We start from the raw sequence: 18529 nt of genomic DNA, 5'->3' as shown, positions 1-18529 counted from the left end.
TGTACCGGTTCCCGGTGCGGCGGAACGGGTGAAGGCCGGGGAAGCGTGGGTACTCCCGGACGGGCGTGTCAAGTACCCGCAACAGGTGAAAGGACAAAGTCCGGATCCGAAGTCCGGCTGACGGTCCGCCGATAGGGGCGCGTATCGGCAGGGCCTAGTCTGGCGGAGAGTGACCCACGGCGTGGTGGGTCGAGGGGAGTGGCACGATGGACCGGCGTCCGGCGATCAAACCGGAACCCGATCTCCGGCCGGCGTATGCCGACCGAGATGACAGCTACACGGCGGTCGACGACGACGGGGTGGGCTCTCGACTCGCCTCCGGCGTGACCGGTGTACCGGGAGCCAGCATCGACACCCTCTACGACCTTGGGCTGCCACCGGAGGCGCTGGCGGACGACGTGGAGGACGCGGATCTCGACGAGCCGGTGCCGAACGCCGAGCGGTTGGTCGCCCAGGCGGTCACGCTGGCCGGCGACGACCACGACGCGGCCACCCTGGTCGACCGGTTCTGGCGGTTCGCGCCGGACGAGGAGCTGATCGGTTTCACCGCCGAGGAGATGCTGACCGCCGCGCGGGCCCACCGTGAGCTGGCCGAACAGCGGGTGCCGGGCGAGTTGCGGCTGCGGATCCACGAGCCGGTCCCGGACCAGCAGCATACCGTCATTGAGATAGTTACAGACGATATGCCCTTCTTGGTGGATTCGATTACCGCCCTGCTCACCGGTCACCACCTCGACGTACACATGCTGGTGCATCCGCTGGTGGTGGTCCGCCGCGAGCCACTCGGCAAGTTGACCGAGGTCGCCGCCGACGTCGAACCGGACGACGCGATCGACGGCGACATCGTCGAAAGTTGGATGCGGATAGAGATCGATCCGGTACGCGGCGCGGCGGACCGGGACCGATTGCGGGCCGAGTTGCAGCGGGTGCTCACCGACGTACGCGAGGCGGTGGAAGACTGGCCGAAAATGCGGCAACGGGCCCTCGCGCTCGCCGACGAGTTGGCCGCCGACCGGACCTCGGACAATCGCCCACCGGTGCCGGAGAAGGACATCACGGACTCGGTGGAACTGCTGCGCTGGCTCGCGCACGAGCACTTCACCTTCCTCGGCTACCGCGAGTACCGCCTGGTCGATGCTGATGGCGGGAGCGCGAGGAGTGAGCTTGCGAGCCCCGCGACCGAAGACAGCCCCGGTGAGAAGGCGCTGGAGGCGGTCCTCGGCACCGGGCTGGGCATTCTGCGGCAGGACTCGACGATGCCGAGGGCGCTCTCCTCGATGACGCCGGAGGCGCACCAGAAGGTGACGGAGAAGCGCCTGCTCATCATCACCAAGGCGAACTCCCGGGCCACCGTGCACCGGTCGGCGTACCTGGACTACATCGGCTTGAAGCTCTTCAACTCCGACGGTGAGGTGGTGGGCGAGCGCCGCTTTCTCGGCCTGCTCGCCACGGCGGCGTACCGGACCAGCGTCCGCGAGCTGCCGGTGGTCCGGCGGAAGGTCGCCGAGGTGCTGGACCGCTCCGGGCTGAGCCCGCGCAGCCACTCCGGCAAGGACCTGTTGCAGATCCTGGAGACGTACCCCCGGGACGAGCTGTTCCAGATCAAGACCGACGACCTCTACCACGCGGTCGTCGGGGTGCTCCGGATGGCGGGCCGCCGCCAGCTGCGGGTCTTCCTGCGCCGCGACGGGTACGGCCGGTTCATTTCCTGCCTGATCTACCTGCCCCGGGACCGGTTCACCACCCAGAACCGGCTCCGCATGCAGGAGATCCTGCTCCGCGAACTGAACGGGATCGGGGTCGACTACACCACCCGGGTCACCGAGTCGATGCTCGCCCGGGTGCACTTCATCGTCCGGACCGACCCGGCCAACCCGCCGAGCGAGATCGACGCGGACCTGCTCGCCGAGGAACTCGCCGACGCCACCCGGCTGTGGGACGACGACTACCGGCTGGTGCTGGAGCGCAAGCTCGGCGACGAGCAGGCCAAGCGGCTCTTCAGCCGGTACGCAGACGCGTTCCCGGAGGGCTACAAGGACGGGCACACCCCGTACGAGGCGATGAAGGACCTCGCCAAGCTCGAACTGCTCGAAGAGCCGGGCCAGCTCGAAATGCACATGTTCCGCAAGCAGCAGGCGGTCCGTCCGGGCGCCGCCGCACCGGCCACCACCGTCGAGGACGTCCGGTTCAAGGTCTACCGGTACGGCGAGCCGATGGTGCTCTCCGCCGTACTGCCGGTGCTGCACTCCCTCGGCGTACGGGTCGTTGACGAGCACCCGTACGAGGTGGACCGGATCGACGGGCGGATCTACCTCTACGACTTCGGTCTGGAGCTGCCGGACGGCGCCCGGGACCTGGCCGAGGTCCGCCCGCACGTGGAGAACGCCTTCTCCGCCACCTGGCGCGGCGAGGCCGAGGTCGACGGCTTCAACGAACTGGTACTGCGCGGCGGGCTCACCTGGCGGCAGGTGGTGGTGCTGCGGGCGTACGCGAAGTATCTGCGCCAGGCCGGCACGGTCTTCTCGCAGGACTACATGGAGTCCACCTTCATCGCCTATCCCGAGATCGCCGCCTCGCTGGTGGAACTCTTCGAGGTGCGGTTCTCGCCGTCGCCGGGGCGCAGCGCCGAGGAGCGCGTGCTGCGCAGCAAGGAGCTGGTGACCAGCATCGGGCAGCAGCTTGACGAGGTGAGCAGCCTCGACCAGGACCGGATCCTGCGGTCGTACCTGACGCTGATCCAGGCCACCCTGCGGACCAGCTTCTACCAGCGCCGGATGGACGGGCGGCCGAAGTCGTACGTCGCGTTCAAGCTGGACCCGCAGGCGATCCCGGACCTGCCGGCGCCCCGGCCGAAGTACGAGATCTTCGTCTACTCGCCGCGCTTCGAGGGCGTACACCTGCGGTTCGGGCCGGTGGCCCGGGGCGGCATCCGCTGGTCCGACCGGCGGGAGGACTTCCGTACCGAGGTGCTGGGCCTGGTCAAGGCGCAGATGGTGAAGAACGCGGTGATCGTGCCGGTGGGCGCCAAGGGCGGCTTCGTGCTCAAGCAGAAGCCGGGGGACCGGGACGAGGCGGTGGAGTGCTACAAGGGCTTCATCTCGGCCCTGCTGGACGTGACCGACAACCTGGTCGGCGGGCAGATCGTGCCGCCGCACGACGTGGTCCGGCACGACGCCGACGACCCGTACCTGGTGGTGGCGGCCGACAAGGGCACCGCCAGCTTCTCCGACATCGCCAACGAGATCTCGGTGTCCCAGGGCTTCTGGCTGGCCGACGCGTTCGCCTCCGGTGGCTCCGCGGGCTACGACCACAAGAAGATGGGCATCACCGCCCGGGGCGCCTGGGAGTCGGTGAAGCGGCACTTCCGGGACATGGGGATCGACACCCAGACCCAGGACTTCACCGTGGCCGGGGTCGGCGACATGTCCGGCGACGTGTTCGGCAACGGGATGCTGCTCTCCGAGCACATCCGGCTGGTGGCCGCCTTCGACCACCGGCACATCATCCTGGACCCGACTCCCGATGCCGCGTCCTCCTTCGTGGAGCGGCGGCGGCTGTTCGACCAGCCGCGATCCTCGTGGGCGGACTACAACGCCGAGCTGATTTCGGAGGGCGGCGGGATCTACCCGCGTACCGCGAAGTCGATCCCGATCAGCCCGCAGGTCCGCGCGGCGCTCGACCTCGACGCGGATGCCGAGTCGATGTCCCCACAGGAGTTGATGAAGGCGATCCTGAGCGCTCCGGTCGACCTGTTCTGGAACGGTGGGATCGGCACCTACGTCAAGGCGTCGTCGGAGGCCAACTCCGAGGTCGGCGACAAGTCCAACGACGCCATCCGGGTGGACGGCAAGGACCTGCGCTGCAAGGTCGTCGGCGAGGGCGGCAACCTGGGCTTCACCCAGGTCGGCCGGATCGAGTACGCCCTCGCGGGCGGCCGGATCTTCACCGACTTCATCGACAACGCGGCCGGGGTGGACACCTCGGACCACGAGGTCAACATCAAGATCCTGCTCGGTGCGGCGGTGGCCGACGGCGAGTTGTCCGTTCCGGACCGGGACGCCCTGCTGGCGGAGATGACCGACGAGGTCACCCACCTGGTGCTCCGGGACAACTACGACCAGGCGCGGGCGATCGGCAACGCGATGGCCCAGGCGGCGTCCCTGTTGCCGGTGCACCGGCGGATGATCTGCGACTTCGAGCGGGCCGGTCACCTCAACCGGGAGTTGGAGGCGCTGCCGCCGGACGAGGAACTGGCGACCCGGACCGAGTCGGGGCTGACCGCGCCGGAGTTCGCGGTGCTGCTCGCGTACGTCAAGATCGTGCTGGAGCGGGAGATCCTGGCCGACGGCCTGCCCGACGAGGGCTGGACCTTCGAGGTGCTGGCCGGCTACTTCCCGACCCCGCTGCGCGAGCGGTACGCCGACCGGATGTCGGAGCACCGCCTGCACCGGGACATCGTCACCACGATGCTGGTCAACGAGGCGGTGAACCGGGGCGGCATCTCGTTCATCTACCGGGTGGTGGAGGAGAGCGGCGCGACCCCGGCGGACGTGATCCGGGCGTACGTGGTGGTCCGCGAGGTGTTCGGGCTGCGCGAGGTCTGGGCCGAGATCGAGGCGCTGGACAACCGGGTGCCGACCGAGGTGCAGACCGCGATCTACCTGGACACCCGCCGGCTGCTGGACCGCGCGGTCCGGTGGTTGGTGACCAACCGTCGCTCCCCGATCGACGTGCCGGCCGAGACCGCCCGGCTGCGCGACGGGGTGTCCCGACTCCTGCCCGAGCTGGGCAACCTGTTCTACGGCAGCGAGCGGCGGGCGCTGGAGGCGCACGTCGAGGCGTCGATCGGCCGGGGGCTGCCCCGGGAGCTGGCCGAGCAGGCGACCCGGTTGATGTACAGCTTCGGGTTGCTCGACATCGTCGAGACGGCGACCACGACCGGTCGGGACGTCAGCGAGGTCGCGGCGGTCTACTTCGTACTCTCCGACCGGTTCCGGGTCGACTCGCTGCTGTCGAAGATCTCGCTGCTGCCGAGGGAGGACCGCTGGCAGACGCTCGCCCGGATGGCGTTGCGGTACGACCTCTACGCCGCCCTGGCCGCGCTCACCGCCGAGGTGCTCAGCGGGACCTCGACCGATCTGGCGCCGGACCAGCGGGTCGAGGAGTGGGAGCGGTCCAACTCCATCTCGATCACCCGGACCCGTAAGGCGATGGGGGAGTTCGACGAGTCCCGGGCCGACCTGGCGGCGCTCTCCGTACTGCTGCGACAGATCCGCACCCTGGTGCGTACGTCGGCGGCCAGCTGAGACGTACCGGTGGAGCCCTGGCCGGCCCGATCTCGTCGGGCTGGCCGGGCTCCACCGGTCACGGGATCCGGCTCGCCGACACCACGATGTTGTTGGTGTAGCTGCCTTCCTTCTTGTCGAACCTTCCACCGCAGGTCACCACCTGGAGCTTGGCGGTGTCCGCGGTGCCGTAGACCACCTCGGACGGGAACGACGTCTTCGGGTACGACTTCACGGTGTCGACCCGGAACCGGGCGACCTTGCCGTCCTTCCGGGTCACCCGTACCTCGTCGCCCCGGGTGAGCGCGCCGAGCTTGAAGAAGACCGCCGGTCCGATCGCGGCCGAGTCGACGTGTCCGACGATGACCGCGTTGCCGATCTCGCCGGGGCTCGCACCGACCTTGTACCAGCCGGCGAGCCGAGCCTGCTTGAGCGAGGGCACCTGCACGGTGCCGTCGCCGTTCAGCCCCACCGACATGATCTTCGCGTCCACCTTGATCCTCGGAATCGTGATCTTCGTCGGTTCCGATCGCGGCATCCCCACCGGCGCGGGTGTGGTCGACGCCCGGGCGCTCGGCGGCGTACCGGTCGGAGCGGCGGTTGTCGACGGGGTCGGCGACGCGGACTCCCACTGCGGTGCCGGCTCGGCCGCCCAGTCCGGCTCCGGGTACACCTCGGGCTCGACGTCGGCGGGCTGCGGCGGCTGTGCCGGTGCCGGATTGAGGCCGGTGCCGACGAGGGCGGCTCCGCTGAGGGCGAGCAGTGCGACCAGGACGCCGCCAGCGGCACGCCACGGTTTCCCGTGCCGGCCGCTGGCGCTCCTGGTCGGCACGTCAGGCGACTGAGCCATCGGTACGACGTCGGCGAATCATCAGGAAGCCACCGATCGCGGCCGCTCCCAGCATGCCCGCACCGGCGACGGTACGGCTGGTGTCGGTGCTGGCGCCGCCGTCACCACCGGGGACCCAGCCCCTGGGCAGGACCACGATCGTGCCGTGGCCACACGATCCCTTGGCCTCGTAGTGGCCGGGCTTGGTCTTCGAGCCGACCTTGGCCCAGGCCCAGTACTCGTGTTCGTCGCCGTACGCGGCCGCCTGGCCACCCTCGCCGCCCTGCGGCTGCCCGCCGGCCCCGTCCTCGGTCTGCTCGTCGGCCCCGTCCTGCGGCAGGCCGTCCTCCGGCAGCATGGGCTGGCCGTCTTCCGGCTGCCCGGGCTGCTCGCCGTCCGGCGGCAACGACGGCTGCCCGGTCTGCGGCGGCTGCGAGGGCTGGCCGGGATCCTCGGAGCCGTTGTCATCCGGCGCCTGTGGGCGTCCCTCCCGCTCGTCATGTTCCTTCACGGGCTTGAGCCAGATCTTGCCAGTGATCCTCGACGAGACCCAGGGCCGCTCCACCGGGTGCTCGCACTTGAGGAAGATCTTGAACTTGTGTCCCGGCTTCACCCCCTTCGGCTCGGTGTAGATGTGGCCCTTGTTGTCCTCGTGTCCCGGCCGGTAGTCGTCGGCCAGGGCGGTTCCGGGCGCACAGATCAATAAGGAGGCGGCGCCGAGCCCGGCGCCGGCCAACACCTTTCCCAGCAAGTTGCTACTCATAACTCGAGGTACTCCTTCCCCGTTGGTTCGCCCGACGGCCAGTCGAGCTACGACCGACGCTAGCTAGTTTGGTAGACCATGTCGCGATTACGAGTATTTCTTCTGAAAGTTCGTATTGAGGTGATAGAACGGCTATCGCCGATGCCGGACCCTTGCCGTCTTCCCGGGGCGGGTCGACGCCGTACACACCCTTCGGGCGCCCCGGGACGGGTCGGTGCCCGGACGAGCGGTCAGACCCCGTCGGCGACGTCCGGGCCCATTGCCCGGACCCGTGTCCCAGGCACGTCTGCGGCGGACGGGGACGGTCGGAGCGGACGTACCGGGGGGACGGCGAAGACTCGCCGTCCCCCCGGGACCGGGCCGTGCCACGCCTGCTCAGGTGGCAAGCCTGGCGAAGGCGACGATGTTGTCGGGATAGGAGCCGATCCGCTCGTCGAAGTCGCCGCCGCAGGTGATCAGCCGGAGCCCCGGTACGTCGGTCGGGCCGTAGACGAGGTCCGTCGGGAACGCGGTCTTCGGGTACGACTTCACGCCCTCGACGACGAAGGTGGCGATCCTGCCGTCCTTGCGGGTCACCTCGATCGTGTCGCCGGGAAGCAGGGCACCCAGCCGGAAGAAGACCGCCGGGCCGATCTCCTTCGAGTCGACGTGGCCGACGATCACGGCGTTGCCGACCTCCCCGGGCGTCGGACCGAGTTGGTACCACCCGGCGAGTTGCGCCTTCGCCAGTGGGGGCACCTGCACCATGCCCTCGGTCGTGATGCCGAGGGGCATGATCGTCGCACCGACGCTGATCTTCGGAATGGCGATTCTGGTCGGTTCGGACCGGTCCAGCGACGTCGTGGTCGGTGCCGGCCCGGGTGTCGCCGCGGCGACGTCGGGAAGTTCCCAACCGGGCGGCGGAGGCGTTGACGAGGAGGCCGATCCGCTCGGCGGTGCGTCGGTGGTGGTGGGTTCGTCGTCGGAGCCCTGCGGTGCGGCGGCGGCGCTGGGCTGCGGCGGGGCCGTCGGTTCCGGGGCGTTCAGGGCGGCGCCGATCAGGCCGGCGCCGACCAGCGCCAGCAGGGCGACCAGGCTGATGCCGGCGGCGCGCCACGGTCCCCCGTGACGGCCGCCGGCCCCGCCCACCGCCGAGTCAGGCGTGCGATTCATCGGTACGGCGCTGACGCATCAGTACCAGCCCGCCGAGTGCGGCCATGCCGAGCATGCCCACGCCGGCCACCGCGAGGTTGTCGCTGTTGCCGGAGGTGGCTCCGCCGTCACCGCCGTCGACCCAGCCCTTGGGCGTGATGATCAGTTCGCCCTCGCCGCAGGAGCCCTTCAGCTCGTACGTCCCCGGCTTGGCGTCCCACGGGATGGTGACACCGGCCCAGTACTCGTAGCCGGCCTTCTCGTCGGTCCAGCCGTCCTTGCCTTCTTCGGCCTTCTTGTCGTCCCAGCCCTGCTTGTGCTCTTCGGCCTTCTTCTCGTCCCAGCCGGGCTTGCTCTCTTCGGCCTTCTTGCTGTCGTCCCAGCCCTGCTTGCCTTCTTCGGCCTTCTTGTCGGTCCAGCCGTCCTTGCCCTCTTCGGCCTTCTTGCCGTCGTCCCAACCCTGCTTGCCCTCTTCGTATGCCTTGCCGTCGTCCGCCATGCTGCCGCCGACACCGCCGGGTGCCGGCCCTCCGGCCGGCGGCTGGTAACCGTCGGCGGGCTGGGGAAGCTGGCCGTTCGCGGACGGCGACGGCGGAGCCGGAACCGCGCCCGCGGACGGGCCGGGCGCGGCCGGTGCCCCTTCCTCGGCTGACGGAGCACCCTCGGTCCGCGGCGCCCCGTTCTCGGCCGGGGCCGACTTCTCCTTGTAGCGGCGGTACTCGAGGTACTCCTGTTGCTCCTTGTACTTCAGGAACTCCTGGTACTCGCGCTCTTTCTTGTACTCTTCGCCGCTGCTCTCGTGGCTCCCGGGGTCGCCGGGCTTCGCGGCGTGCTCCGGGCTCTCCTCGGGCTTCTTGCCGCCGTCGTCCCAGCCGCCCTTGCTCTCTTCGGCCTTCTTGTCGGCTTCGTAGCCTTCCTTGTGATCCTTGGGTGCCAGATCCACCTTGCCGGTGACCTTGGACCACAACCACGCGTGCTGCTGTGGCTCGGAGCAGACCTCGATGAATTTGACCTCCTGCCCTGGCTTCGCCACTTCTGGCTTCGCGAAGACACGACCCGAGTCGTGCTTCTGGTATCCGTCCGGGTGGTACCCGCCGTCCGCGAGGGCGGTCGAGGGGGCCCAGACCAGTAGGGACGCGCCGCCCAGAGCGGCTCCAGCGATCACCTTGCCGAGGAACTTCTTGGACATGACTTTCGTCATCCTTCCCTCTTGTCGCGGCTCGCCGGGAAAGACGAGCCACGACCGAGATTAGCGAATTTGTGAGGTTTCATCGGATTCTTTCGGCTTTTCCCCGAACGGGCCGAGATGGTGGGCGTACGTGGTAACTGGGAACCTGGCGGGTACCGGCCCTACCGCACTCAATGCGCTGGCGGGCGCTCCCCGTACGGGATCCCTCTTTCTGGGGGTGCTTGCCGGTTCCGGGTGCTCGGCCGCAGTTTCTCCGCGAAGGTGTGGAACTCGGCGGGTCGGCACCGCTCGTCCGGTTCGTCCCTGGACAACCGGCCCCGTCGTTCGACGGGAATGTCCACAGTGCACACGCCCGCGTCGGTGACCGGCGTCGGGCGGCGTTGCCCGGTGCCGCGCGGCCGGAGGGTGATCGCCGGTCCGGTGGCCGCCGCCGGGGTGGCGGTAGCGAATCCCCGTTCCCACCAGTACGGACGTGTCCGGTGCACGCGGTGCCGATCAGGTACGGGCCGAGTGGTCGACCGGCGCGCGGCGGCGCCAGGTATCGTCATCCATCAGTGCGGGGGTGTTGTGGTGGAAGCGCTCCCATGCAAGAATTCATCCACTGTGCTGGGGGAGCCACACCGCGCAGCAGACGTCGAGGGCATCCGGTTTTCCGGACGGCGTCAATACGGCCGCCACCTGGGGCCGGCACCACCACCGCTTCCGCCCGTCCGGGTCGGGCAATACCGCAGTCCCCCAAGGCGTCGACGGACGTACCCACCAAGCGACACGTCCGCACGGTCGCCGCGCCGGTTCCGCCCATCGTGACCGGCTGGCCCAAGGAGATCACTGGCATGAATTTACGGACTAGAATGTCCGCTCGGCAGAAGGTCGTGGCGTTGGCCGGCGCGAGCACCCTCGTGGCCGCCGGCCTGGTCACCCTCCCAGCGACATCGGCGTACGCCGCCCCCGGGTGTAGCGTCACGTACGGCAGCAACCAGTGGCAGGGTGGCTTCAGCGCCAACATCACCATCCGGAACGTCGGTGACGCGATCAACGGCTGGACCCTCCGCTTCACCTTCCCGAACAGCGGCCAGCGGGTGACCCAGGGCTGGTCGGCCAACTGGACCCAGTCCGGCAGCCAGGTGACCGCGACGAACCTGTCGTACAACGGCAACCTCGCCACCGGCGCCTCCACCGGCATCGGCTTCAACGGCTCGTGGAGTGGCAGCAACCCGGCGCCGACCTCCTTCAGCATCAACGGGGTCAACTGCAACGGGACCGCACCGACCACGCCGCCGACCACCGGGCCGACGACGGGACCGACCACGGGACCGACCACGCCGCCGACCGGTGGACCCGGCCCCAGCGCCCGGGTCAACAACCCGTACCAGGGTTCCCGGGGTTACGTGAACCCGGAGTGGAAGGCCAAGGCGGAGAGCGTCTCCGGCGGCAACCGGATCTCCAACAACCCGACCGGTGTCTGGATCGACCGGATCGCCGCGATCGAGGGCGACCCGGACAGCAGCTCGAACGGCCCGATGGGCGTTCGGGACCACCTGGACGAGGCTCTCGCGCAGGGTGCCGGCTACATCCAGTTCGTCATCTACAACCTGCCCGGCCGGGACTGTGCCGCGCTGGCCTCCAACGGTGAACTCCAGGCGACCGAGCTCCCCAGGTACAAGACGGCGTACATCGACCCGATCGCCGCGATCCTGGACGACGCCGCGTACAGCAGCCTGCGGATCATCACCATCATCGAGATCGACTCGCTGCCGAACCTGGTGACCAACGTCGCCCCGCGTGAGACGGCGACCGCGAACTGCGACACGATGAAGGCCAACGGCAACTACGTCAAGGGTGTCGGTTACGCCCTGTCGAAGCTCGGTGCGATCCCGAACGTCTACAACTACATCGACGCCGGCCACCACGGCTGGATCGGGTGGGACGACAACTTCCGGGCGTCGGCGCAGATCTTCGCCGAGGCCTCCCGGGCCGAGGGCAGCACCCAGGCCAACGTGCACGGCTTCATCGCCAACACCGCCAACTACTCGGCCACCTTGGAGCCCTACCTCAACGTGACCGAGGCGAACCGGCTGTCGACCTGGATCGACTACAACCGGTACGTGGACGAGCAGCGATTCGCCCAGGCACTCCGTACGGAGCTGGTCGGGCAGGGCTTCGACTCCAACATCGGCATGCTGATCGACACCTCCCGGAACGGTTGGGGCGGCTCGGCCCGGCCGACCGGTGCGGTCACCTCGGGTGACGTCAACCAGCAGGTGAACGGCTCCCGCATCGACCGCCGGATCCACCTCGGCAACTGGTGCAACCAGAGCGGTGCCGGTCTTGGCGAGCGGCCCCGTGCGGCGCCCGCCACCGGAATCGACGCGTACGTCTGGATCAAGCCTCCGGGCGAGTCGGACGGCTCCAGCACCCTCATCGAGAACGAAGAGGGCAAGGGCTTCGACCGGATGTGTGACCCGACCTACGGCGGCAACCCGCGTAACAACAACAACATGAGTGGCGCGTTGTCCGGTGCTCCGATCTCCGGTGCCTGGTTCCCCGCCCAGCTCACCCAGCTCATGCAGAACGCCTACCCGGCGCTCTGATCGGCTGAACCCGCACCACCACGGCTACACCACCAGCGGTCCCCGGCCGGCGCGCACATGCGTCGACTGGGGACCGTCGGTCGTCCTTCGCTCCGGGGAACGGAACCGGTGTGTCGGGTTCGGACGGTCCCCGCGCACGCCTCGGGTGCGTACCCGAGCCCCACTGAGTACCCGAGCCCCGGGGGCGGCGATCAGGGCACGGTCTTCTCCACCGTGGCGGGCGTACCGTCGCGGTCCAGTTCCTCGCGGGCCCGTTCGAGGTTCTCCGGTGTCGGGTCCCGCCCCTGTGCCATCGCGAGGTCGGCCGGTTCCCACGGCTGCTCCGCCCCGGTACGGGTGTCGCCCGCGCTGCCGGCGCCGGCGCCGTACGGATCGCCGAGGAGGTCGTCGGTCGCCGGGTACTCGCCGGTGACGTCCTCGGCGTCGATGAAGTCCGGGCTCTCGGCGCTCCGGCCGCCATCGGAGGCCAACTGGGGTACGGCCGTGTCGTCGTCGACGGCCGCGGCCACCTCGGGACTCTCCTCAAGCGGCCGATTCGGTAACGGATCGCGGTCCGTCATCTTGCTGCCCTCCTGTCCGGGTACGGCATCCGGCTGTCGGTCCCGTGCGGGTGTCGGTCTTCCGGATCGACTACCCCGGACCACCGAGGCCATGCCTGCGCACCGGACCGTGGCCGGAGCAGCCGCGCTTCCCGCCCAGCGCGCCCGGGTGACCGTGGCGCAGTTGCGACCGACCGCCCCGGGTGCGCGTGCTCAGTCGCGATCGACCGCCCGAGGGCGCGTGGCTCAGTCGCGGTCGACCGGGCGCAGCCACTGCCAGGTCAGGAAACCGAGGCCGAGGGCGAGCATGGCCAGACCGGCCCAGAGGTTGATCCTGATTCCCTGGGCCTTCTCGATCGCCGCCGGACCGTCGAAGATGCCGACCAGGCCGACGATCACGCCGTACACGACGAAGAGCCCTCCGATCACCCGGCGGATGTCGAACAGCCGCGCGGCGGCCGACCGCCGCTCCTGCTCGGCCTCGTCCACCGGTGTCTCGTTCGTCGGTGCCTCGTCCGGGGGGCGGTTCTGCTCTTCCATCGGGGTCGTCCCTTCTCGCTAGCGGTGTCGGCGATCCGAGGTGCCGGCACGGTCGGTGTGGTCAGCGAGCCGCCGTTCTCGATGTTCCGCGCCGCGCCGAGGAAGCGCCTGTGCCGGAGCGCCGACGCGCGGGCCGGCGCGACCGTGGACCTCACAGCACCGGCAGGTAGAACAGTGCGGCCAGGACCACCGCGATCCCGCCGAGCAGGATCGGCGAGCGGTACCAGCGGGCGTCGCCGGCCAGCATGTCGCCCTTGGCGTCCGTGCCGCCCAGCCCGTAGACCAGGCCACGCAGCTCGTCGTCCGGCTTGGCTGGGCCGAACGGGGTGAGGATCGCGGCGACGATCGCGACCAGGACGAACGCGATCCCGGAGCCCCAGAAGCTCTCCTCCAGGTCGGAGTCGAACGGCAGCACACCGGCCTCGTACAGCAGGTAGGTGGCCAGTGCCCCGGCGGTGCCGGTCAACAGCGACCAGAAGCCGGCCCAGGCGGTCATCCGCTTCCAGAACATCCCGATGATGAAGGTGGCGAAGAGCGGCGCGTTGAACAGCGAGAAGAGCACCTGGATGTAGTTCATGATGTTGTTGAAGCTGGCGGCGATGAACGCCGTGCCGATCCCGACCACCACCCCGGCGATGGTGGCGATCCGACCGACCCGCAGGTAGTACCCGTCCGGCCGGTCGCGCCGGACGTACGCCTGCCAGATGTCGTAGGTGAAGACGGTGTTGAAGCCACTGACGTTGGCCGCCATTCCGGCCATGAAGGACGCCAGCAGGCCGGTCACCGCCACCCCGAGCACCCCGGTCGGCAGCAGGTCCCGCATGAGCAGTGGAATCGCGTTGTTGTAGGTCAGGTCGCCGGTCTCGGCGCCCAGGCCCTTGACGGTCACCACCGCGATCAGGCCGGGGATGACGGTGACCAGCGGGATGAACATCTTCGGGTACGCGGCGATGATCGGCGTACGGCGCGCGGCGCTCATGTTCTTCGCCGAGATCGCCCGCTGGACCTCGGCGAAGTTGGTCGTCCAGTAGCCGAACGAGAGGACGAAACCGAGGCCGAAGACGATGCCGATCCAGCTCGCGCCCAGCGGATTGTCGGCGCCGCCGGTGTCGGCCCAGGTGTGCAGGCCCGCCTCGCCCAGGTCGGAGCCGCGGACCGCGTCCCAGAGCCCGTCCACCCCACCGACCTTGGCCAGTCCGATGACGGTGATCGGGATCAGGCCGGCGAGGATCACGAAGAACTGCAACACCTCGTTGTAGATCGCCGAGGTGAGCCCGCCGACCGTGATGTACGCCAGCACGATCAGCGCACCGACCACGATGGACGTCCAGAGCGGCCAACCGAGCAGGGCCTGCATGATCAGTGCGAGCGCGTAGAGGTTGACCCCGGCGATCAGCACCTGGGCGATCGCGAAGCTGAGCGCGTTGAGCAGGTGGGCGGGCCGGTTGAAGCGCAGTCGTAGGTACTCCGGCACGCTGCGTACCTTGGAGCCGTAGTAGAAGGGCATCATCACGATGCCGAGGAAGACCATCGCCGGGATGGCGCCGATCCAGTAGTAGTGCAGGGTCATCAGGCCGTACTGGGCGCCGTTGGCGGCCATGCCGATGATCTCCAACGCCCCGAGGTTGGCCGAGACGAAGGCGAGTCCGGTCACCCAGGCCGGCAACGACCGCCCGGAGAGGAAGAAGTCGACGCTGGTCCGGATGGCGCGGCGGGCCGCGATTCCGACTCCGAGAACGGTGACGAAGTACAGCGCCAGGATCACGTAGTCCAGCGCATCCATGTTCAGCCGCAGGCCGCCGTCCACACTGTCCACCTTCGTCCGTACGCGTCGATCGGGCCGCGCCCGGTGGACCCGCCGCCGGGCGAGGCCCTACTACCCGAGGCGAGGAGTTTTCACGCCTGGGGCGGTGGCGGCCGCTCAGCGCCGGAACGGCGGCGGCTCCCCGACCCGCGGGGCGGGCGCGTCGGGGAGCCGTCGAAGGTTTTCTGAGCGCTGGTAGTGCTAATGGCCGAGCAGGCGGTCCAGGAAGTCCCGGTGCCGGCGAACCACCATGCGTAACTGCTCGGTGTCGGTCGCACCGTCGCGCTGCCAGCCGCCGAGGTCCTCGCGTTGCCGCGTCAGGGCGGCGGTGACCGCCTCGACGGACTCCTCGACCAGTTGGTGGGCGTCGGCGGTGGCGCCGGGCGGGTCGTCGACGAAACGCAGCTGGACCTCCCGCCAGCGGTCACGGAAGCCCTGGACGGTGTCCGGATCGAGGATGGCGACGATGGGTTCGGCCGGCGCCGCGCCGGGCAGCATCTCGCCGTCCGGCGTGCTTCCGGTGTCGTCGTCGGTGCTCGCGTCCGTAGCGCTCCCGATCCCCGTCACGCTCCCGGGTTCCGTCGTGCTCCCGGTATCCGTCGTGCCTCCGGCGTCCGGTCCGCGACCCGCCCCGGCGATCGCGTCGGGGTTGCCCGCGCTGAGGACGTCGGGGTTGACCGGATGGCTCGTGCCGACCGCCACCGGATCCACCGAACCGATGCCGTCGATCGAACTCCGGTCCACCGGATCCCGGTCCCCTGAATCCCGGTCCACGGCCGGTCCGCCGGTCCGCTCGCTGGCCGTCGCGTCGGCCGCGCCCAGACTCCGGTCCTCGTCGCCGCCCCGGGTGGCGTGGTAGTCGCGCTTCGGCTCGTCGCCGACGCCGTCGATCCGGTCCTCGGCCGGACCGTCGCCGGACCGGACGGTGTCCTCCTCCCGGGCGTCGCGGTGACTGCCGGCCATCGCGGCCGCCGCCACCGCGCCACCGACCGTCGGAGCGCCGAAGGAGGTCGGCAGCGGTGCGGGCTCGTGGAAGTCCGGCCGGTCCCGGGTGTCGGTCCGATCGGAGCCGTCGGCGGCCGGGTCGTCGGCGTCGCCGCGCGGGTCGGTGCCGGAGTCGGCCTGGCTGGCGTCGGCCAGGTCTCCCCGGTCGCTCGAGCCCCGGTCGTCGTCGCCGTCGGGATCCGCCGTCCGGTCGGCCGGGGTGCGGTCGTCGAGCGCGTCGTCGTCCAACGCCTCGTCCTCGGCACGCTCCTCGGGTAGCCGGTCGTCGCCGCGTCGCTCCTCGCGGGCACGCGCGTCCGTCGCCGGTTCGTCGGACTGCGGACCCGGACCGGAGGTGGCGAGGTCGTTGCCGTAGGAGCCGCGCTCGTCCAGCGCGTCCTCCGGACCGTGGTCGGCGACGCCGGTGCCCGGGTACCCGGCCCGGTGTCGGTAATCGGGGTCGTCCGGCGGCGGGGACTCGACGTTACCCGGCCCGGGTACGGGCACCGGCTCGGACTTGATCACATCGGGGGTGTCGTCGTTGATCTGGCGGTCCTGCTGGCGCATGGCAAGTCTCTCCTCACCGACTCGATACGTCCTGCGGGGTGTCCGGACGGGGCTCGTCCGAGGTCTGCTGGCGTACGGGGTCCTCACCGAGGAGGTCGGCGAAGAGTTCCCGGTAGTGCACGACGGCCTGGCGAAGCTGCTCGGTGCTGGCCTCGCCTCGCTCGTTGCGCAGATGGATCTCGTGGGCGTCCCGGTAGTGGGTCAGCGTGCGGGCGTGCTCGACGGACAGGTGGGCGAGTTGGTCGTTGTACTCCCCGGTGGGGTAACCGCGCTCGGCGATCAGCCGGGTGACCAGTTCGTCCGCCGCACCGACCGCCTCGGCCGGAGAGTCGACGAAGCGGACCTGGATCTCCTCCCAGGCGGCCTGGTACCGGCTGCGGGAGTCGGCCGAGAGCGGAGTCAGGGTCAACTCCGCGTGGCGGCGTTCGCGCTCCCGCAGTTCGCGTTCGGCTGCCGAGCGGGTCTGCTGCTCGGAGAGCACCCGGTCGTACTCCGGGCCGAACCGGGTTTGCAGGGCCCGTCGACGGCTGGCTACCCAGATGGCGGGTACGGCGGCCGCGACGGCGAGGACCACAAGGACGATCAGGACGACTTCTATGGGCGACATGGCTCCTCCTTCGTCAACTGCTATTCCCGTTCAGCCCTGATCAGCAATCCCGATCCGGCGCACTTTCGTGTCCGTTGGTGGGAACCGGTGGTAACCCGTCGCAAGATGCCGCAACGATCAGGAATCGGTGCAGTCGGGACGGGGGCGGAGCGCGGGACCGCTTCGGTGGGCCCCTGCGAGGCCGGTCGAACGCCTAAACTGAGCCGTATGACACACCGACATTAAGTCTGGACCAGAGGCCGCCACGGCAGCATCCGCTGTCGGGGGCCACCGGGACCTTCGCGACCCATGTCCGAATCGTCCCCGTGGGAAGGCCTCATGCTCAATTCCTCACCACGCGCGGCGGCGAGCCTCGCGCGGCGCTTGACCGTCACCTTCTACCTGTACGCGTTCCTGGACGACTTCGTCCTGCTCTACCCGGTGTACGCGTTGCTCTTCACCGACACCGGGCTCTCCGTCGGCGAGATCTCCTCGCTGTTCGTCATCTGGTCGGTGACCGGCCTCCTGCTGGAGGTGCCCTCCGGCGTCTGGGCCGACGCGGTGTCCCGACGGCTGCTGCTCGCCGGTGCGCCACTGCTCGGCGCCGTCGGGTTCGGACTGTGGGTCGCGGCGCCCTCGTACTGGGTCTTCGCGCTCGGGTTCGTGCTCTGGGGAGCCCGCAGCGCCCTCCAGTCCGGTGCCTCCGAGGCGTTGCTGTACGAGGAACTCGACCGACTCGGCCTGGCCGACCGGTACGGCCGGATCATCGGCCGGGCCAGCACGTTCGGCCTGCTCGGCACGCTGCTCGCCACCGCGGTCGCGACCCCGGTGTTCGCCAGCGGTGGCTATCCGGCGGTGGGCGTGGCAAGTGTGCTCGCCTCGCTGCTCTGCGCGGCGGTGGGCCTGGCGCTACCGGAACACCGGGCCGGGACGGCTGTGGCGGCGCCGGCCGGCGGGACCGGAGACGACGGGTCCGAGTCCTCGGGCTACCTGTCGATCCTGCGGGCCGGGCTCGCCGAGGCCAGGACCGACGGCTCCGTACGGCGGGCGCTGTTGTTCCTGCCGGCGATGGCCGCGATCTGGGGTGCGCTGGAGGAGTACATGCCACTGCTGGCCGCGGACGTCGTCGCGCCGTCGGCCGTACCGCTGCTGGTGCTGCTGGTCTGGGCGGGGACCATGGTCGGCGGTCTGCTGACCCCGGTCGGGCAGCGGTTGTCGACCGGCCGGTTCGCCGCGACGATCGCCTTCGCGGCCGTCGTACTGGCGGCCGGGGCGCTCAGTGGCCGGGCCGGGGGATTCGTGCTGATCGCGGTGGCGTTCTGCGCCCTCCAGATGGCGAGCCTGGTCGCCGACGTACGGCTTCAGGAGAGCATCACCGGGTCGACCCGGGCCACGGTCACCTCGCTGGCCGGGTTGGGCAGCGAGGTCGTCACGCTCGGTGTGTTCGGCGGCTACGCCCTCGCCTCGGTGTTCGCCGGACACGGTGTGATCTTCGCCGTGTTCGCCGTTCCGTACCTGGTACTCGCGTTCGGGTGGCGCCGGGTCGCGGGTACGGGTCCGGACCGGTCGGTCCGGCAACCGGCGGCACCGGCCGCGAAGGTGTCGTAGCCGGACGGCGGCTTGGGGCGGTGGGACCGGCGCCGGTGCCGGTCCCACCCGCCGCCGGCTCCCGCCAACCGCAGGAGGCCCTGCCAGCACCGCGGACCCGGATGCGGTCTCGT

At 69.9% G+C, this 18529-nt stretch carries 12 protein-coding genes; 3 read left to right on the top strand and 9 right to left on the bottom strand.

The annotated features are described in order from the left end of the window. Positions 1-206 precede the first annotated feature (206 nt). Positions 207-5306, top strand: coding sequence for an NAD-glutamate dehydrogenase (locus H4W31_RS01670; RefSeq protein WP_192765018.1), 5100 nt, complete (start codon positions 207-209; stop codon positions 5304-5306). Positions 5307-5364: 58 nt separating this feature from the next. Here H4W31_RS01670 and H4W31_RS01665 read toward each other — a convergent pair whose 3' ends face one another. The 4 genes from H4W31_RS01665 to H4W31_RS01650 form a co-directional block, all read right to left on the bottom strand. Then, a complete protein-coding gene (locus H4W31_RS01665) occupies positions 5365-6117 on the bottom strand; it encodes a class F sortase (RefSeq protein WP_192771771.1) in 753 nt (250 codons plus the stop codon). Between the two features lies 1 nt (position 6118). After that, entirely contained in the window at positions 6119-6877 is a 759-nt protein-coding gene (locus H4W31_RS01660; protein WP_192765017.1) for a hypothetical protein, read from the bottom strand. A gap of 375 nt (positions 6878-7252) precedes the next feature. Then, on the bottom strand, positions 7253-8029 hold the full coding sequence (locus H4W31_RS01655) for a class F sortase (protein WP_192765016.1): 777 nt from the start codon (positions 8027-8029) through the stop codon (positions 7253-7255). Beyond that, positions 8013-9197, bottom strand: coding sequence for a hypothetical protein (locus H4W31_RS01650; RefSeq protein WP_192765015.1), 1185 nt, complete (start codon positions 9195-9197; stop codon positions 8013-8015). Before H4W31_RS01650 ends, H4W31_RS01655 begins: the two co-directional genes overlap by 17 nt. 833 nt (positions 9198-10030) lie before the next feature. Between H4W31_RS01650 and H4W31_RS01645 the strand changes: the two genes are divergently transcribed. Beyond that, the gene (locus H4W31_RS01645; RefSeq protein ID WP_192765014.1) at positions 10031-11788 is read left to right on the top strand and encodes a glycoside hydrolase family 6 protein; all 1758 of its coding nucleotides are present in this window, start codon (positions 10031-10033) and stop codon (positions 11786-11788) included. A gap of 191 nt (positions 11789-11979) precedes the next feature. On the opposite strand, the gene H4W31_RS01640 is transcribed toward H4W31_RS01645, so the two are convergent. From H4W31_RS01640 to H4W31_RS01620, 5 genes are all read right to left on the bottom strand, one after another. Further along, positions 11980-12348: a hypothetical protein gene (locus tag H4W31_RS01640; RefSeq protein WP_192765013.1), complete on the bottom strand. Its 369-nt coding sequence runs from the start codon at positions 12346-12348 to the stop codon at positions 11980-11982. Between the two features lie 225 nt (positions 12349-12573). Continuing rightward, positions 12574-12867, bottom strand: coding sequence for a hypothetical protein (locus tag H4W31_RS01635; protein ID WP_192765012.1), 294 nt, complete (start codon positions 12865-12867; stop codon positions 12574-12576). A 151-nt stretch (positions 12868-13018) separates the two neighbouring features. After that, positions 13019-14650 carry a sodium:solute symporter family protein gene (locus tag H4W31_RS01630; RefSeq protein ID WP_192771770.1) on the bottom strand — a complete coding sequence of 544 codons (1632 nt, stop codon included), beginning with the start codon at positions 14648-14650 and terminating at the stop codon, positions 13019-13021. A gap of 222 nt (positions 14651-14872) precedes the next feature. Further along, positions 14873-16222, bottom strand: coding sequence for a hypothetical protein (locus tag H4W31_RS01625; protein ID WP_192765011.1), 1350 nt, complete (start codon positions 16220-16222; stop codon positions 14873-14875). 13 nt (positions 16223-16235) lie between these two features. Continuing rightward, entirely contained in the window at positions 16236-16829 is a 594-nt protein-coding gene (locus H4W31_RS01620) for a hypothetical protein (protein ID WP_192765010.1), read from the bottom strand. A gap of 318 nt (positions 16830-17147) precedes the next feature. Between H4W31_RS01620 and H4W31_RS01615 the strand changes: the two genes are divergently transcribed. Beyond that, the gene (locus H4W31_RS01615; protein WP_192765009.1) at positions 17148-18416 is read left to right on the top strand and encodes an MFS transporter; all 1269 of its coding nucleotides are present in this window, start codon (positions 17148-17150) and stop codon (positions 18414-18416) included. Positions 18417-18529: the final 113 nt, after the last annotated feature.

Origin of the sequence: Plantactinospora soyae (genome assembly GCF_014874095.1) — a bacterium.
GTDB lineage: Bacteria > Actinomycetota > Actinomycetes > Mycobacteriales > Micromonosporaceae > Plantactinospora > Plantactinospora soyae.
This window is presented reverse-complemented; position numbering and strand designations above follow the sequence as displayed.

Excerpts from the sequence above, each read along its gene's own strand:
- H4W31_RS01635 (WP_192765012.1), bottom strand. The coding sequence starts at position 12,867 with ATGGAAGAGCAGAACCGCCCCCCGGACGAGGCACCGACGAACGAGACA.
- H4W31_RS01625 (WP_192765011.1), bottom strand. The coding sequence starts at position 16,222 with ATGCGCCAGCAGGACCGCCAGATCAACGACGACACCCCCGATGTGATC.
- H4W31_RS01670 (WP_192765018.1), top strand. The coding sequence starts at position 207 with ATGGACCGGCGTCCGGCGATCAAACCGGAACCCGATCTCCGGCCGGCG.
- H4W31_RS01650 (WP_192765015.1), bottom strand. The coding sequence starts at position 9,197 with ATGTCCAAGAAGTTCCTCGGCAAGGTGATCGCTGGAGCCGCTCTGGGC.
- H4W31_RS01655 (WP_192765016.1), bottom strand. The coding sequence starts at position 8,029 with ATGAATCGCACGCCTGACTCGGCGGTGGGCGGGGCCGGCGGCCGTCAC.
- H4W31_RS01630 (WP_192771770.1), bottom strand. The coding sequence starts at position 14,650 with ATGGATGCGCTGGACTACGTGATCCTGGCGCTGTACTTCGTCACCGTT.
- H4W31_RS01660 (WP_192765017.1), bottom strand. The coding sequence starts at position 6,877 with ATGAGTAGCAACTTGCTGGGAAAGGTGTTGGCCGGCGCCGGGCTCGGC.
- H4W31_RS01645 (WP_192765014.1), top strand. The coding sequence starts at position 10,031 with ATGAATTTACGGACTAGAATGTCCGCTCGGCAGAAGGTCGTGGCGTTG.
- H4W31_RS01640 (WP_192765013.1), bottom strand. The coding sequence starts at position 12,348 with ATGACGGACCGCGATCCGTTACCGAATCGGCCGCTTGAGGAGAGTCCC.
- H4W31_RS01615 (WP_192765009.1), top strand. The coding sequence starts at position 17,148 with ATGCTCAATTCCTCACCACGCGCGGCGGCGAGCCTCGCGCGGCGCTTG.
- H4W31_RS01620 (WP_192765010.1), bottom strand. The coding sequence starts at position 16,829 with ATGTCGCCCATAGAAGTCGTCCTGATCGTCCTTGTGGTCCTCGCCGTC.